Source organism: Thalassospira lucentensis (assembly GCF_011806425.1).
Taxonomy (GTDB): domain Bacteria; phylum Pseudomonadota; class Alphaproteobacteria; order Rhodospirillales; family Thalassospiraceae; genus Thalassospira; species Thalassospira lucentensis_B.
In genome coordinates, this window is sequence record NZ_JAATOV010000001.1 from 187,767 (window position 1) to 204,294 (window position 16,528).

At 53.7% G+C, this 16,528-nt stretch carries 16 protein-coding genes; 5 read left to right on the forward strand and 11 right to left on the reverse strand.

Annotated features, from left to right (window positions below):
- Positions 1-38: 38 nt before the first annotated feature.
- The 7 genes from HCZ99_RS00875 to HCZ99_RS00905 form a co-directional block, all read right to left on the reverse strand.
- On the reverse strand, positions 39-1,370 hold the full coding sequence (locus tag HCZ99_RS00875; protein ID WP_167445024.1) for a M16 family metallopeptidase: 1,332 nt from the start codon (positions 1,368-1,370) through the stop codon (positions 39-41).
- 1 nt (position 1,371) lies between these two features.
- On the reverse strand, positions 1,372-2,796 hold the full coding sequence (locus HCZ99_RS00880; protein ID WP_167445025.1) for a M16 family metallopeptidase: 1,425 nt from the start codon (positions 2,794-2,796) through the stop codon (positions 1,372-1,374).
- A gap of 203 nt (positions 2,797-2,999) precedes the next feature.
- Positions 3,000-3,581 carry a DUF3035 domain-containing protein gene (locus tag HCZ99_RS00885; protein ID WP_167445026.1) on the reverse strand — a complete coding sequence of 194 codons (582 nt, stop codon included), beginning with the start codon at positions 3,579-3,581 and terminating at the stop codon, positions 3,000-3,002.
- 50 nt (positions 3,582-3,631) lie between these two features.
- Positions 3,632-4,105 (reverse strand): signal peptidase II, encoded by a 474-nt coding sequence (gene lspA / locus HCZ99_RS00890; RefSeq protein ID WP_167445027.1) that lies wholly within the window; start codon positions 4,103-4,105, stop codon positions 3,632-3,634.
- 84 nt (positions 4,106-4,189) lie between these two features.
- Positions 4,190-7,030: an isoleucine--tRNA ligase gene (gene ileS, locus HCZ99_RS00895; protein ID WP_167445028.1), complete on the reverse strand. Its 2,841-nt coding sequence runs from the start codon at positions 7,028-7,030 to the stop codon at positions 4,190-4,192.
- Positions 7,031-7,144: 114 nt separating this feature from the next.
- Entirely contained in the window at positions 7,145-8,101 is a 957-nt protein-coding gene (locus HCZ99_RS00900) for a bifunctional riboflavin kinase/FAD synthetase (protein ID WP_167445029.1), read from the reverse strand.
- 218 nt (positions 8,102-8,319) lie between these two features.
- Positions 8,320-8,763, reverse strand: coding sequence for a MaoC family dehydratase (locus tag HCZ99_RS00905; protein WP_167445030.1), 444 nt, complete (start codon positions 8,761-8,763; stop codon positions 8,320-8,322).
- Positions 8,764-9,018: 255 nt separating this feature from the next.
- Here HCZ99_RS00905 and HCZ99_RS00910 point away from each other — a divergent pair, with 255 nt between their 5' ends.
- The gene (locus tag HCZ99_RS00910; protein WP_167445031.1) at positions 9,019-9,861 is read left to right on the forward strand and encodes a class I SAM-dependent methyltransferase; all 843 of its coding nucleotides are present in this window, start codon (positions 9,019-9,021) and stop codon (positions 9,859-9,861) included.
- A 25-nt stretch (positions 9,862-9,886) separates the two neighbouring features.
- Here the strand turns inward: HCZ99_RS00910 and HCZ99_RS00915 are convergent, their stop codons facing one another.
- On the reverse strand, positions 9,887-10,678 hold the full coding sequence (locus tag HCZ99_RS00915; RefSeq protein WP_167445032.1) for a sterol desaturase family protein: 792 nt from the start codon (positions 10,676-10,678) through the stop codon (positions 9,887-9,889).
- Between the two features lie 201 nt (positions 10,679-10,879).
- On the opposite strand from HCZ99_RS00915, the gene HCZ99_RS00920 reads away from it, so the two are divergent.
- From HCZ99_RS00920 to HCZ99_RS00930, 3 genes are all read left to right on the forward strand, one after another.
- Positions 10,880-11,908, forward strand: coding sequence for a M23 family metallopeptidase (locus tag HCZ99_RS00920; protein ID WP_167445033.1), 1,029 nt, complete (start codon positions 10,880-10,882; stop codon positions 11,906-11,908).
- 599 nt (positions 11,909-12,507) lie between these two features.
- Positions 12,508-12,834, forward strand: a complete 327-nt coding sequence (locus tag HCZ99_RS00925; RefSeq protein ID WP_167445034.1) for a hypothetical protein — start codon at positions 12,508-12,510, stop codon at positions 12,832-12,834.
- Between the two features lie 137 nt (positions 12,835-12,971).
- On the forward strand, positions 12,972-13,835 hold the full coding sequence (locus HCZ99_RS00930; protein ID WP_167445035.1) for an NUDIX hydrolase: 864 nt from the start codon (positions 12,972-12,974) through the stop codon (positions 13,833-13,835).
- A gap of 58 nt (positions 13,836-13,893) precedes the next feature.
- Here HCZ99_RS00930 and HCZ99_RS00935 read toward each other — a convergent pair whose 3' ends face one another.
- The 3 genes from HCZ99_RS00935 to HCZ99_RS00945 form a co-directional block, all read right to left on the reverse strand.
- A complete protein-coding gene (locus tag HCZ99_RS00935) occupies positions 13,894-14,373 on the reverse strand; it encodes a hypothetical protein (protein ID WP_167445036.1) in 480 nt (159 codons plus the stop codon).
- 102 nt (positions 14,374-14,475) lie between these two features.
- A complete protein-coding gene (locus HCZ99_RS00940) occupies positions 14,476-14,937 on the reverse strand; it encodes a methylmalonyl-CoA mutase (RefSeq protein ID WP_167445037.1) in 462 nt (153 codons plus the stop codon).
- Between the two features lie 196 nt (positions 14,938-15,133).
- On the reverse strand, positions 15,134-15,799 hold the full coding sequence (locus tag HCZ99_RS00945) for an NnrU family protein (RefSeq protein ID WP_368484234.1): 666 nt from the start codon (positions 15,797-15,799) through the stop codon (positions 15,134-15,136).
- A gap of 225 nt (positions 15,800-16,024) precedes the next feature.
- Here HCZ99_RS00945 and HCZ99_RS00950 point away from each other — a divergent pair, with 225 nt between their 5' ends.
- The gene (locus tag HCZ99_RS00950) at positions 16,025-16,483 is read left to right on the forward strand and encodes a GcrA family cell cycle regulator (RefSeq protein ID WP_167445039.1); all 459 of its coding nucleotides are present in this window, start codon (positions 16,025-16,027) and stop codon (positions 16,481-16,483) included.
- Positions 16,484-16,528 lie beyond the last annotated feature (45 nt).

Consider the following 16,528-nt stretch of genomic DNA (forward strand, 5'->3'; position numbering starts at 1 on the left):
TCTTTCGCCGCGCTTTGACCATTTAGATGGGCGTTGGCTTAGAACGTCAAATCGCCTTCGGGCTTGCCGACCACGGTGACGGTGACATTGGCCGGGTCCATCAGCTTGGCCGCGACACGGTTCACGTCATCAAGCGTAACCGCATCAACAAGGCTGTTGCGGCGATCCAAGAAGTCCTTACCGAGGTCTTCTTTTTGCATGCCCACCAGCATTCCCGACAGATTGCCAAGGCTGGTAAAGCGCAACGGGAAGGCACCGGTCAGATAGGATTTGGCGTTATCAAGTTCTTCTTGCGTTACGCCTTTGTCCTTCATCTTGGTCCATTCGGTGCTGATCAGCGACAGGCTTTTACCAATCGCGTCATTGCGCGTGGCAACCCCACCCATCATCATTTCCGCATGGTCCAGGTCGGCCAGATAGCTATAAACGCCATAGGCAAGACCGCGTTTTTCACGGACTTCTTCGGTCAGGCGCGACGAGAAGCCGCCCCCGCCCAGAATGTAATTCATCACATAGGCGGCATAGAAATCCGGATCGGTGCGTTTAATGCCCTTTTGGCCCCAGATTGCCTGACTTTGCGGGATGTCCTGTTGCACGACGTCCATGGCCCCGAATTTTGGGGTCACATCCGCAATTGCCGGAAGATCCGCATGATCAGGCAGGCTGCCAAATGCCTCGTCGAGAAGCGGGCCAAGTTCATCGGCGGTGATGTCGCCCGCAACACCAATGATCAGGTTATCCTTGGCAAAGGCACGCCCGACAAAACCACGAAAATCATTCGCGTTCAGACCAGCGACGGTATCAAATGTCCCTGATACCGGACGGGCATAGGGATGATCGCCAAAGATCGACTTAAAGAAGGTTCGGCTGGCGATATCGCGCGGATCATTTTCCGCACTCTTCAGGCCAGAAACGATTTGCGCGCGAATGCGTTCGACAGCCGCATCGTCAAAGCGTGGCTCCGACAAGGCCAGTCGCAGCAAATCAATCGCGGTATCGCGTTCTCGACTAAGGGTAACCAAGGAACCAGAAAAGTCATCCCGGCCCGCATCAAAGGACAGACCGATTGATCTGTTTTCCATTTCGCCGCGGAAGGCTTGGCTGTCCATTTCGCCAGCCCCCTCGTCGATCAGGCCAGACACCATGTTGGCAAGGCCAAGCTTGCCGTCAGGATCGGTGGCAGCCCCTGCCCCGGTAAAGGAAAAGTTCATGGTCAGAAGCGGGTTCTGGTGATCTTCGATCAACCATGCATGAATACCGCCATCAGAAACCACTTCCTGAACTTCGACCGCTTGGGCCTGACTTGCCAGACCAAAGGTGGCAAAGGCCGCAACCGTGAGCCCGGCAACGTGTTTTGTAAAATGGTTCATATCAATGTACTCCCCCGTCGTTTTCAAACGGAATTGACGGGCCGCTCCGGGTTACCGGGCCACCTTTGGGCGGCATCAGCCAACCGGTGACAGATTGCTTGTCGTTAAAGACGCGCTTGGCGGCTTCGTTGACCTGATCAACCGTCACAGCCGAAATGCGATCCGGCCAGCTTTCGACCTGATCCACAGTCAAACCAACCGCAAGCGATTGGCCCAGAACGCGTGCGCCAGCCGACAGGGAATCACGGGCAAAGACCGCGCTATCGAGCAGCTTTTGCTTGGCACGATCAAGTTCGTCTTGCGTAACACCGTCATCGACGACCTTGGCGATCTGTTCATCAACCGCCTTTTCGACGTCGGCCAGATCAACATCCCCGCGCGGCACGGCGTACAGCCCAAAGGTTGCCAGATCAACCGCAACCGGGTTGTAAGACGTGCCAACACTTGAGGCCAGCGACTGATCAACAACCAGTGCCTTATAGAAACGACTGGTGGTGCCCGATCCGATGATTTCGCTGAGCAATTCAAGCGGGGCCGCATCAGCGGCATCTTCGGAATTATAGGACGGTGCGAGGTAGTAACGCGACATGGATGCCTGACCCACGCGCGGATCGCGAAGCGTTACTTTGCGCGGGGCGTGCTGGGTCGGTTCCTTGACCCGGTGACGGGTGGCAACATCGCCGCGTGGAATGGCACCGTAATATTTCTGCGCCATCGGCAGCAATTCATCCATGGTGATATCGCCCGCAACGACCAGAATGGCGTTATTGGGGGCATACCATTTATGATAAAAATCAAGCGCGTCCTGGGTCGACAAGGTTTCCATTTCGTTGAGCCACCCAATGATCGAACGCCCATAAGGGTGCGCCATATAAAGGGCTGCACGCATCTGTTCACCCAAAAGCGCGCCCGGATTGTTATCAATCCGCGAACGGCGTTCTTCGATGATCACGTCACGTTCAGGCAGGACAACATCGTCTGACAATTGCAGATTGGTCATCCGGTCGGCTTCCATTTTCATCACAAGATCAAGACGATCGCGCGCGATGTTTTGGAAATAGCCGGTGTAATCCCACGAGGTGAACGCATTGTCATTGCCGCCATTGCGCGCAACGATTTTGGAAAAATCACCCGGTGCAATGTCTTTGGTGCCCTTAAACATCAGATGTTCAAGAAAATGCGCGATCCCGGAAACGCCGGGCGTTTCATCGGCCGAGCCAACCTTGTACCAGACCATCTGGGTGACGACCGGGGCGCGATGGTTTTCCACCAACACCACCTGCATGCCGTTATCAAGGGTCGCTGTTTGCGGGTTAAAGACCGCCGCCTGTGACAATTGCGGCACAAGAACCATCGTCACAGCCGCCATCATGGCGACCGCAGCGGACGTGCGCGCAAACAGTGCAGATATTTTTCGAATTTTCATTATGTCTTCCCATTCCATCAGGCATGGAGTTGCAAACAAGTTGCTTTGCGATGCACGCACGGGACGTACGTATGACAATCGCGACAGGCATTTCTTAAAAAGCGAATATGACAGAACAAGGGCGCGGAAATTCCGCGCCCTTGTTCAAATTGTCAAAACTGTCTGTCGCCAACCGCTGAGCGGTGTTGGCGAGAACCGTCGGCTTAGAAGATATCTTCAAGCCAGCCTTTTTTCTTACGCTCAATAACCGGGGTCGCGCCGCCTTCGGCAACGGAATCGCCAAGCGCCTGCTGGTCACGGATGCGTTTTGATTCGGCCGCCGGATCAACAGTAGACCCGAATTCCGGTTTTTCCTGCCAGAAGATCAGATCGTCCACAACGCTTTCGCTTTCCGAAATAAAGATCGAGGTTTCCCGATCAACGGTGTTGCGGATATCGGGTGCTGCATATTGCGCGCCAGATTTCGACAGAAGTGCAACTTGGCCTTGGCTGCGGTTTCCGTCGGAAATGTCGCGTTTGACACCATTGGGATCTTCGCCGGTCAGAATACGACGGGCCTGATCGGTGGTGGTACCGGTTTGCGGACGTGCGGCACCAGGTTCAGGCACACGCAAGGTAAAATCAGGCGGCAGGCTTAGCGGTGCACGCGAGACAACCTGAAATTCGTCAGGTGCCTGCTTGTTCAGGCCAAATGTTTCGCGCGTTGACTCACAACCGGAAACACCAAGGGCGAGCCCACCCAAAAGCGCAATTTTAAACAGATTGGTCGTCAGGTTCCGGGCCATTTTTGCCTCATTTACACATCTTAACCGGGTATCATCACACCGATCATAAATTACCGAGATGATTTTTTACCGCCAAATAGGGAATCGATCAACAGTAGTACTGCACCAATCGTAATCGCACTGTCTGCAATATTGAAAACCGGCCAGTGGTAACCTGCGACATGCAGATCGATAAAATCGGTTACCGCGCCATGACGCAAGCGATCAACAAGGTTGCCAACCGCACCGCCGACAACCAAGGCCAATGCCAACCGCAGCAGCCCATCATTGGTGCGCCACATCCAAATGCAAAAACCAATGGTGATCGCCGCCGTGGCGGTAATCATCACCCATGGTGCTTGCCCCTGAAACAGGCCAAACGACACACCGGGATTCCATGCCAGAACAAAGTTCAGGAACGGTGTAACTTCAATCACGCGAAATGGATTGGACAAGCCGTTAATCGCAAGCTGCTTGGTCCATTGGTCCAGTGCGAAAACCGCAGCAATCACGACCAAGCCAAACAAAAAGGCACGACGTTTCATCAATACTCTTTCAAACTTGCCAGTCATGGCCGACCCAAAGGCCGACCATCACCAGACAATCAAAACCAGCCAAAACCAGCGACCTTATTCGGCCGTGGCAATCCCCATTTCATCAACGGCGTCCGCACAGCGGCAGCAGATGGTTTTATGCGTTGCGTGCGTACCGACTTCTGGCAGGGTCTGCCAGCAGCGTTCACATTTTTCGCCATCGGCCAATTGCGGCACGACACCAACACCTGCAACATCTTCAAGCGTATAGGCACCTTCTGGTGCATCGCCGGTGATGAGTTCGATGTCAGATGTAATGGCGATTTCGGCAAGATTAAGGCCGTTAAGTGCTTCGACATAGTCAGCCGTTGCGTAAACTTTCGGAGCGGCATCCAAGCTTGCGCCGATGCGTTTTTCTGCCCGTTCAAGTTCAAGTGCCCCGGTGACAACACGGCGCAGTTTACGGATTTTCGCCCATTTTTCTGCCAATGCGTCGTCTTTCCAGCCATCTGAAACCGTGTTGAAGGTTTCCGAATGGACCGAGCTATCCGCGCCATAGCGCGAACGCCATGCTTCATCGGCGGTAAAGCAAAGAACCGGTGCCAACCAACGCACGAGGCAATCAAACACACGGTCCATGATGGTCCGTGCGGCACGGCGGCGCAGGCTGCTTGGCGCGTCGCAATAAAGCGCATCTTTGCGGATGTCGAGATAGAACGCCGACATGTCGAGCGCACAGAAGTTGTGCAGTTCGATGAACATGGTGTGGAAGTCGAAATCAGCCGTTGTCTTGCGCACCATATCATCAAGGTGGCTTAGACGATGCAGAACCCAACGTTCGAGTTCAGGCAGTTCGTTATCGGCAATTTTTTCGGCCTCGGTAAAGCCATCCAAGTTCCCCAGCAAGAAGCGCAGCGTATTGCGCAGGCGACGATAAATGTCGGAATGGCGCTGGATGATTTCATGGCTGATGCGCAGATCATCATGATAGTCCGAGCTGACCACCCAAAGACGCAGAATATCGGCACCAAGCTTGTTGATGATGTCGTTTGGCGCAATCACATTGCCGAGCGATTTCGACATTTTGCGGCCTTCGCCATCAAGAACAAACCCGTGGGTCAGAACGGCTTCATACGGGGCGCGACCGCGCGTACCACATGATTCCAAAAGCGAGCTGTGGAACCAACCACGATGCTGATCAGACCCTTCAAGGTACAGATCGGCTGGCCATTTCAGATCCTGACGTTCTTCAAGGACAAAGGCGTGGGTTGAACCGGAATCAAACCAAACGTCCAGAACGTCCATGACCTGTTCAAAGTCATTGGCGTCGTATTCGTCGCCAAGGAAACGTTGCGGATCGGCGGTGAACCAGACATCCGCACCTTCTTCGCAGAAGGCTTCGTAAACACGGTCGAGAACCTTTTGATCGCGCAGCGGCTGACGGGTGTTTTTATCGATAAACACCGTGATCGGCACACCCCATGCACGCTGGCGCGAAACGCACCAGTCAGGACGGTTGGCGATCATGGAATGCAGACGGTTACGCCCACCTTCTGGCACGAAGCGGGTTTCATCAATCGCCTTAAGCGCCTTTTCACGCAGGTCATTATCCTGCATGGAAATGAACCACTGCGGGGTGGTGCGATAAATGACCGGTGCCTTGGAACGCCACGAGCACGGATAGGAGTGCTTCAAACGGCCACGCGACAGCAATGCGCCAACTTCGATCAGTTTGGCGATGACGGCTTCGTTGGCGTCGGCTTCTTTGCCGTTTTCATCATAGATGCGTTTGCCTGCAAACAGCGGCACGGTCGGATAATAGGCACCGTCGCCATCGACCATTTCAGGAACTTCCAGACCATATTTCAAACCGGTCTGGTAATCGTCCGGGCCGTGGGTCGGTGCGGTATGGACAAAGCCGGTACCGGTGTCGGTCGTGACATAATCCGCCGCCAAAAGCGGCACATCAAATTCATAGCCCAAACCGCGGAACGGATGGGCAGCAAGGGTGCCTTCAAGGTCAGAACCCTTAAAGGTGCCAATTACCTTATGACCGGTGACACGACCGTTCTTGCACAGATCTTCAAGAAGATCGGTACAGACAGCCATTTTCTCGCCGACGGTGGCCCAGGCTTCTTCGGCGGTTTCGGTAACTTCGATCACCGCATATTCGATGTCATCGCCATACGAAATTGCACGGTTGCCCGGGATCGTCCATGGGGTCGTGGTCCAGATGACGATGGTTGCGTCTTTTAAGAAATCAACCTTGGTCTCGGTGACCGGGAACCGGACATAGATCGTTTTGCTGGTATGGTCGTGATATTCAACTTCGGCCTCAGCCAGCGCGGTTTTTTCAACCACCGACCACATGACCGGTTTGGAGCCCATATAGAGCGAACCGTTCATCAGGAATTTGCCAAGTTCACGCGCGATGGAGGCTTCTGCTTTGAAGTCCATGGTGACATAGGGATGATCCCAGTCGCCCATAACGCCAAGGCGTTTAAATTCTTCGCGCTGAATGTTGAGCCATTCCTGGGCAAACTCGCGGCATTCCTTACGGAATTCGGCGATTGGCACATCGTCCTTGTTTTTGCCTTTGGCGCGATAGCGTTCTTCGATTTTCCATTCAATCGGAAGACCGTGGCAATCCCAACCCGGCACATAGACGGCATTCTTACCGAGCATTTGCTGCGAACGGGTGATGACGTCTTTTAGGATTTTGTTGAGCGCGTGCCCAATGTGCAGATGGCCGTTGGCATATGGAGGGCCATCATGAAGGACAAACATTTCACGATCGGCCGAAATACCGCGAATTTTGCCATAGAGATCCTCATCCTTCCACTGGTCAAGCAGTGTGGGCTCCATCTTTGGCAAACCCGCCCGCATCGGGAAATCGGTTTTGGGCAGGATAACGGTCTTTTTGTATTCGACACTCATCGTGACGGTCCTGTGGTCTTGAAAAAATTAAAAGGGCGAACCCCCGGTGATAGTGGCCTGATCTTGGCTGGCCCTTTCAAAGGCGCGCGGATCATAGCGGGTTCGTCGACAAATTCAAATCTTGCTGAGAATCTCTTTGGCGGCAATGACATCTGCGGCGATTTGGGCCTTTATGGCATCAAGCCCGTCGAACTTCCGTTCGCCCCGGATAAAGCCGTGCAAACGCACGCGAACCTGTCTGTCATAAATGTCCTGATCGAAATCAAACAGGTGCGCTTCTAGGCCGGCATCATCATCCCCGCCAAAGGTTGGGCGGACGCCAATATTTGCGACTCCGGGGATCCAACGTTCCACCGTGTGGCCATCAGACGCCGAAATCAGGCCAAGTTCGATGGCATAAACCCCAAATTTCGGGCGCAGATGATTTCCCAGCGCGACATTGGCGGTCGGAAAGCCGATGGTGCGGCCCCGTTCATCGCCATGGGCCACCGTTCCGGCGATTTCCCACGGGCGCCCCAACAAATGGGTCGCGTCTTCGGGGCGGCCATCGCGCAAGGCTTGGCGAATGGCGGTTGATGAATAGACGATACCGTTATCGTGGGTGACCGCTTCAACCGCGGTTACGCCAAATCCTGATTGCGCGCCGATCTGGCGCAGCAAATCAACCGTGCCTGCCCGGCCCTTGCCGAAACAGAAATCCCAGCCAACCACGACATGCTTGGCCCCCAGTCCATCGACGAGAACCCGTTCGATGAATTGTTCGGCGGTCATAGAGGCGAAATCGCGGTTAAATTCGACCTCATAAAACAGGTCGATATCAATTGATGCAGCGGCGGTTACGCGGTCCTCAGCCGAGGTCAGGCGAAACGGCGGATCATCGGCGCGAAATAACATGCGCGGGTGCGGCTCAAACGACAGGATCGCAAGCGGCACACCAAGATCGCGCGCAATTTTGCGGGCTTGATCCAAAAGCGACTGATGCCCCAGATGCAAACCGTCAAAATTACCAATCGCTACGACAGCACCCCGTGCGTCGCTGGTCAGATTTTCAAAAGATCGAAAAACGCGCATTCGCGCTGGTCTCTCTTGCTGCTTGGGTCCATGTCAGCCGACCGCGTATCGGCAAATCCAGCAGGCAGCTATAAAGCGCACAGGGCCAAACCGTAAAGACTTTTCCATCAAAAAGCGTCGCCCTGCTGATATGCGCAGCCTTCAATTCGCGCACGGGCAACCAAGAAAACCCGCTTAATTTTCGCGACAACGCGTAACTCTGGTCGCGGTTTGCAAGGTTACTCTTGTGGGCGCGATGGCACCATCACCGTGGATTCCCCAGAAATCACGCAAAGATCCCCGACATAGCAATTGGTTTCAAGAATGGCGCGTTTCTTTGACGGCATGATTTCACGAACAATCACCTTGGCGGTCACCGTATCGCCAATGCGCACCGGGGCCTTAAACACCAGATTTTGCGACAAATAAATCGTACCGGGCCCGGGCAAACGGGTGCCCAGAACCGTGGAAATGAAACCGGCTGACAGCATGCCGTGGGCAATGCGCCCCTTGAACATCGTGGTTTGGGCGTATTCCTGATTAAGGTGCACCGGGTTGTTGTCACCGGTAATGCCCGCGAACATGACAATGTCGGTTTCCGTCACCGTTTTGCCATAGCTTGCTGACAAACCGATCTCCAGATCTTCGAGATACAGCCCTTGAAGTCCGTTCAAGTCACTCATTTCCTCAGCTTCCTTGCCTATCATGGTCATCTGCGACGACCGCTTTTGCGCTTATGATTGTTTTGCATCGCAGCATTTGTAACTTTATTGCGCAAATTCAAGATTGAGCAATGCCTATTTCGTCGAACAGGGTATCGATTATAACTTGCAATCGACCAAACAACTGACACATCAAGGATTTGGCGGCGCACGCAAAAGTGCGGTCGCCCAAAAATCAGACCGCCCAGCGGCCACAGTTTAAGGAAACGCACGCAGATGAATTCGACCAGCGCTGATATCTACGAGATTGCCATGGGCCGCTGGAGCCGCCGTTTATCGCGCAGCTTCCTTGATTTTGTTGCCGTGCCGGCTTCTGACTCAGTTTCCGCCGGATCCTTTTCATCTGGATCGCTGGCCTGCAGTTCGCTGATTGATGTTGGCTGTGGCACGGGCAGTTTGACGCTGGCCGCCGCCACCCGTTATCCGGATGCGAAAATCGTCGGCATTGATTTGATGCCCGATTACCTGACCGAGGCCCTGCGCAATACCGCCCCCAATGCGGAGTTTGAAACCGGCGACGCGGCGGCATTGCCGTTTGGTGATGACAGTTTCGACACCGCATTTTCCCAATTGCTGTTGAACGATCTGGATGGGCCCGCCCGTGCCGTCAGCGAAATGGTTCGGGTTACGCGCCCCAATGGTCGCATTGCCGCAACGGTCTGGGACCGCGCGGGTGGATTGACCTTTATCCGGTTGTTTTTGGATGTGGCGGCCATTTTGGTGCATGGCGCGGGTGAAGAATTGCGCAAGAAGGTCTTTGATGTGCCCTATCAAAACGAAGATGCGTTGTTTGATCTGTGGTCAGATGCCGGACTGCATGAGGTCGACACCACGACCATCGCGGTGCGTATGGACTTCCTTGATTTTGAAGATTACTGGCAGTCGCTGATGGGGGCGCATAGCCTGATCCGGGAGTTTTTCGGCAACCTGTCGCCAGAACTTGCCCATGAAGTGCAACAAGCAACCATGCGGGCCTTCCTTGCCGGTCAGAACGATGGACGGCGATCACTGGTGGCGTCCGCCCTGGCCGTGCGCGGGGTTGTGCCAGGCACCGCATAATCATCGCGGAGATGACAATGAGCAATTAGCGTCCGCGAAACGGCAAAAACAGAACGCCCCACAGGCTTTGACTGTTTTTATCGCGAAATTCCGCCAGACCGATCTGCATATCGTGATCGTTGGTTTTGGTGTGATCGATATAGCTGACAAACAGCCGATCCCAAATCGACAGGATGTTTCCATAATTGCTGTTGGTTTCGATTTCCACACTGGAATGATGCACCCGGTGCATGTCGGGTGTGACAATCACCGCCCGCAACACCCGATCAATCGATTTGGGGAAATGCACATTGCCATGATTAAACAGGGCAAATCCGCTGAGCATGCTTTCGTAAATCACCACTGCCCATGGATCAGCACCAATCAGCACGACAAAGCATGATTTATAAATCGCCGATGCCAAAATTTCGATGGGATGGAACCGAACAGCGGTCGAGACATCAAATTCAACATCGCAGTGATGCACCCGGTGAAACCGCCAAAACAGCGGCACGATATGGGTAAACCGGTGCTGCCAGTAGATTGCACAATCAAGAACAACAATGGCAATCAACCCGGCAATGACCGGCGGCAGACCAACAAGGTTAAGAACGCCGAAACCAGCCCCCTTGGCCCAAATGGCCGCGGCAATCATCGCCGCCCCAACGGTAAAACGACTAAGGGCGGCACTGATGACCAGCAGGCCAAAATTGGTCAGCCAGCGCACGGGACGCCGCACGGCTTCACGCGGGCGATAGGGTGCGATGGCTTCCCATAGAGCCATGACCACCAAAATGGCGGCAAAGATACCCAATCTAAGAAACCCGGTCTGATCCATGCAGTTTGCGACCTTATTCTTTGGCAGCGGCGCCATTCGTTGGCAGCAACGCCGTCGTGAAGTGATAGCGGATAAGCACACGGACAAACAACACCTTGCGCGTCGCGATGCGATCACCATTATGTTAGATAATAAGATTTTCGTGATAAGCCACAGAAATTCGCCAAAGCAATCAAGCGATCAATCCACGGGAGCACCACAATGCCAAACGCAACAGGACTTTTACGAACAGTATGCCTTGGCATGTTCGTGATCCTGTCGGCAAGCAACGTTGCGCACGCAGATGGCCCACCGTTTGATTTACCCGTCGATTGCCTAAATGGGGAATGCCAGATCGTGCATTATGTTGATCATGATGCAGGGCCTGAAATCCGTGATTACGCCTGTGGCACGACAACCTATAACGGCCACCGTGGTACGGACTTCGCCGTTCCCGACGAAGCCACCATGTTATCAGGTGTCGCAGTGCGTTCGGTTGCCGATGGCACGGTCGCGGCCCTGCGCGAAGGGGTCGAGGATATTGATTCTGGTCGCGTTGACGCAAAGGATTTGGCGGGCATTGAGTGTGGCAATGGAATCTTGATCAATCATGCCGATGGCTGGCAAAGCCAGTATTGCCATCTGCGGCGTGGGTCATTGGCGGTTAAACAAGGCGATCGCGTTGGGCGTGGTCAGCAAATTGCGGAAATTGGCATGTCGGGTCAGGCGACCTTCCCGCATTTGCATTTCAACCTGCGTAAAGACAAACAACTTGTCGATCCGTTTAGCGGCACCCAGATGGGGGCAAGTTCGGCCCGTGACTGTGCGGCGGACAATGCCGTTCTTTGGACCCCGGCGGCGCGACAGCAATTGGTTTATAAACAAGTCACCCTGTATGGCAGTGGCTTTGCCATGTCGCGCCCGAATGCATCGGATATCAAACGCGGCTATGGCAAGGAACGCGAATTGCCGCGATCAGCACCCGGTTTGTATTTCTGGGCTTATCTGATCGGTGCGAATGACGGCGATGTCATCCGGCTGAGCCTGCAAAGCCCGAATGGCAAAGGCGGGCATCGCGATTTTAAGATTGATTTGCCCAATGATCAGGGCCCGCGCGCCAAGTGGTTCTTTATTAATATGGACCGTCCGGGTGACTTGTGGCCGGCGGGAACTTATCGAGGGGAAGTAACCTTTACCCGTACGGGTGCCGTTCCAAAAATGATCGGCGAAGACACCGTAACGATCCGCTAAGCGCGTTCTAAAGACCAATCAAAGCACGCGCGAATCGGGTCGCCGGGCTTCGCCAGATGAGAAACAACTGACGAAAGTTCTGGCTTCTTGTGCCATCGGGTCGAAACGGGACCGCCATTTGTGACAAAAACGGCAGGAAAAACGCCACCTTTTCCATGAGGTTGAAAGTTTTTTGACGTTTTTTAGGTAACAGCCCTTGTATCGTGCCCTTTTGCCTGCCTATATTCGTGAGTGCCCTGTGGCACCCCGAAGCTACCTGTCAGAAGACGGAGTGACTATGATGAACAAGCGTAAAGCCGTTGCTATTGCCATTGCCCGCGAACAGCAGATTGCCCGTTCGATGGAAATCCTGTTTGCAGGAACCATTGTGGCAATTATCGCATCGCTACTGATCATTTGATCGTAATCTAGCGTTCATCTTTTCCCGGCTATCCATTTCGGACCACGCGGTCCTGAAAAACAATGTCTGCATATTAGCTTCATGACCGATCACCGTATTTTCGTTGCCATCATTACGCGAATTATCAACCCGGCAGTCTGAGGACGCCGGGACGTGCCTATTCGCCTATGTGATACAATGAAAATATGTGTGCATCGCCATGACCAATCATGCTTATGCTGCGCTTGATGCAAGCGCGCAGCCATCCAAATCCGTTTATTGCTATTCTGTTCACGCGGCGGCTGAACCCGATGTTATGCCGCGCGTTCTTGAACTGTTTGCCAAGCGCAACCTGACCCCGACCAGTTGGCATTCATCTGTTGCCCAAACCAACCATGGTTTTGACGAGTTACAGATCGATATTCAGGTCCGGCAGCTTGACGCCCACGTTGCAGAACACATCGCGCGCTGTCTGCGTCAGATCGTTCATGTGAATACGGTTCTGACGTCGGAAAAGGGATACTCCAATTCGGCCCTAAGCGCCTAACCGGTTGCAATTACAGCGCATTAATAGGCTTATGCCTCAAATTAATGATGCATAAGACAAGCAGAATATACTAGTCTGTTTGGGTGAATGCACTGTGTTGATGATAAGACAGTGCATCCCAACTGACGGAGTGCCTTTTGTCCTACCTTGATCATATCAAAGCCTGTAACAACGCCAACTTTTCACGCTATGCCCGTTTTCGCATCGGCGATGCGCCGCTTGGCGCCGTCCGATCGGACTTTGCCGCCGCACTGATTGGGCTTGGTCCGGATTTCATCCGTGACGAAAACGGCGAATACGGCTTTGCCCCCGATGTAAAGACGCTGGCGCAGCGTAACGACGTCCTGCATCGCGCAACCACAACGCTGTGCGAACAGGGTGTGATCAAGCATCTGCACGGTGAAAAGTTCGATATTCGCGCATCCCTGTCGCACGAACCGCTTTGTCAGTTGGATCGGTTTGCCATGCCCTATTTCGGGTGTCGGTCCTGGGGCGTGCATATGAATGGATATGTGCGCAAAGCCGACGGCATTTACATGTGGATCGCCAAACGATCCCCAAACAAGCCGACCTATCCGGGGATGCTTGATAATATGGTTGCCGGTGGACAGCCCGCCGGCCTTGGATTTTTGGAAAACATGATCAAGGAATGCGGCGAAGAAGCCGACATTCCGCCGTCGGTTGCACGCGACCTTCAGGCGGTTGGAACGGTTTCATACCTGTATGAGACCCAAGAGGGCCTAAAGCCCGACGTGATGCTGAATTATGACCTTGAACTGCCCGCGGATTTCGAACCGCGATGTGCCGATGGCGAGGTTGAACGATTTGACCTTTTACCGCTGGGCGAGGTCGCAGAAATAGTGCGCAACGGATTTGAGTTCAAATTTAACAGCGCGCTGGTGGTCATCGATTTTCTGATCCGGCAAGGATATCTGACCGCCGATAATGAACCCGACTACGATGATCTGGTTACCGGGCTGCATCGCGGTATCCATCACTAGGGATGTGATCGCGCGTTAAACCCAATTGCCGCGACGTGGCGGCATCGGGTGCCGCAGATTACTGACGGGTATTGGGACCGCCGAGCAACGCGCCCACCGCCATGACGGTCAGTTTGGCGCGCAAATCAGGATCAAGCTTATCCAGATCAACCTGCTTTTTACGAAGGGCTGTGACGGCTTCTGCGATCAGTTCTTCGCGCTTTGCATCGACCTTGGTTGGCATTTTGCTTTTCTGCTTACCAAGCTTAACATCAGCCTCTTGCAGGGCCTTTAGGATGGCAGCATGGGGGGCTTCGGCCTGTTCGGTCAGGGTTTCGGCCAGTGCCAGCGCACGGGCTTCTTCAAGCGACATGCCGTCTTCTTGATGGGCCATGGCGCGGTCTTCGATACGACGGGCCTGCCGGGCGTTGGCCGCGACCTGCTCATCCGTCGCCGCATCACGGACGTCCAGGGACTGCGCTTTGTTGTAGGCGCGAATGGCATCTCGGCCACTTTTGCCAACAAAGACGCGCATCAGCGTTTCTTTGAGCAATCCCATCATACGTCCTTTGATTTAAGATCCCGCCTTGGGACATCTATTATGCACCCAAAAGCGTTGCGAAATCATTGCCTGTTTCATATTAGAAAATTCAGCAATGATTTAAATATGTTGTGTGACGCGCTCTTCTTCAACGGCCAAAATGTAATCGATCAATGCTTCGCAGTCGGTGGTTTTAAGATGGTCAAGATCACAGACAAAATCGACCGTGCCTTTGGCCGGGTCATCCGGGTTGCCGACAATGCCAAATTTGACATATTCCCCATGCAGCGCATCAAGCGAGGAAATGATATCCGCAACACCGACACGGTCATCGGCGGTCAGTGATGTTCGGATCAACACCAGCATGTCCGCATCACAATCAATAACCTGACGGGCGATGGATTGCGCATCGGAATGTGCCGGGGCGACATCGACATCAAAGCCCCCATCGGCAAACAGGGTCGCGACCTTTTTATGATAGCGTTCTTCATGCGAAGAGGCCGTTGCCAATAAAATCCGGGGATGACGACCTTCGATTTCTGCAAATTTCGCAAGGCTCGTCGCAAGTTGGGAAGACGTCATTGTCCCTCGCTTTTCGGTATCAGAAGCGGTTGGCATTTAAAGCAATCTCGGCAAGCGCTTTGCCAGATCGGAGGCAAACCTTCGTCAGACCTTCCTTTGCCAATCATTGGAAAAGCTTAGTATTCCAGTCAAAACACGGACTGGCAAGCACCATGAAATAGCAATGCGAGAAAGACGCATTGCAAATGCCCAATCCTTATCCGCCGAGCAGCCCAAGGATACTGGGGACCCCAAGAGCGCCAAGTGGGCTTATGCCAATCACGTATTCATGCGCGGTGATCAGCCCGGCATATATCAGAACGCCCAACCCGATATCGGCGGGACCAATGGCACCGTGAAGCAATGCAGCGGGCGAAAACCGTCGAGTCCCGGCCAGAACTTGGCTGATTTCGGTTTGGGACATGTCGCGCATGCGGATTTTTTCCATTCTGACGAAACCAACAAGGGCAAAAACAGCACTGCCGCAAAAGAAAATTACCGCAACCAGATCACCATTTGAAAGCACATGTCCAAGCCCCCACAAGAACACGCCAAGCAACAAAGGATGGCGACAAAATGCATTGATACCGGGCCGGTCTGGGTCAAAGCCGTTTTTTCGTCCGATTGACAGAGGACAGGGTTGAAGAATGGCCGAGGCCCACAAAATACAAGCAGGCAACATAAGGCCTAGCGTGCAATAGACCTGCCAAACGGCAAAGGGCCAAAGCATGATAAAATCGGCAACCAGGACTTCGTGAATGACCCACGCCAGAAGCACGATCGATAAAATCGAGAAGCACACGACATAGGCAAGATGCCCAATCCATCCGATGATTTGTTTACGCATCAAACCGGGGACAATGTGACCTGCCATGAATGCCACAACCGATATGAAAAACCAGATCAAATTGCGATCCCCTCTTTACAATACGTCGCCAACATGCAAATTGCCCTGTTCGCCCATCTCGGTCTCGGTGCGAATCTCCTAGCCCCTTGCGCTATGGGATATTAGCGGATACCTCTGTATCCTAAATTGACATCAGACAATACGCTTCTGTCAGTGGCATCCCGCCGCCCGGCAGACAAAGGAACACGGAATATACTCGAAATGAGCTGGACGCCGGAAAAGATTGAATTGCTGACTTCGCTCTGGAATCAGGGCTGGACCACGGCACGCATCGGTGAAGAACTGGGCGTTGGTAAGAATGCTGTGGTTGGCAAGGCACACCGCCTGGGATTGCCCAAGCGTCCCTCCCCGATCCAGCGACGTGCGGAAGAAGCCGAACAGAAAAAGGCGCCTGCGCCCAAGCAGCAGAGCAAAGGCATCAGCATCTATGATCTTGGTCCGGGCATGTGCCGTTGGCCATTTGGTGATCCGGATGGGGATGACTTTTATTTCTGCGGCAAGAAAACCGTGCCGACCAAACCTTATTGCGACGAACATTGCGCTCAGGCTTACCTGAACGGTAAAAACCCACGCGAAGACAATCCCCCGCATCAGCAGGGTGGCCCGAACAAAGGCCAACATAATGGTCCGAACCGCGGGTCGTTTGGCGCAAAGAAATAAGCTGACCGATTTCATTGGTCGCATGACATTTAAAAAGCCGCCCGG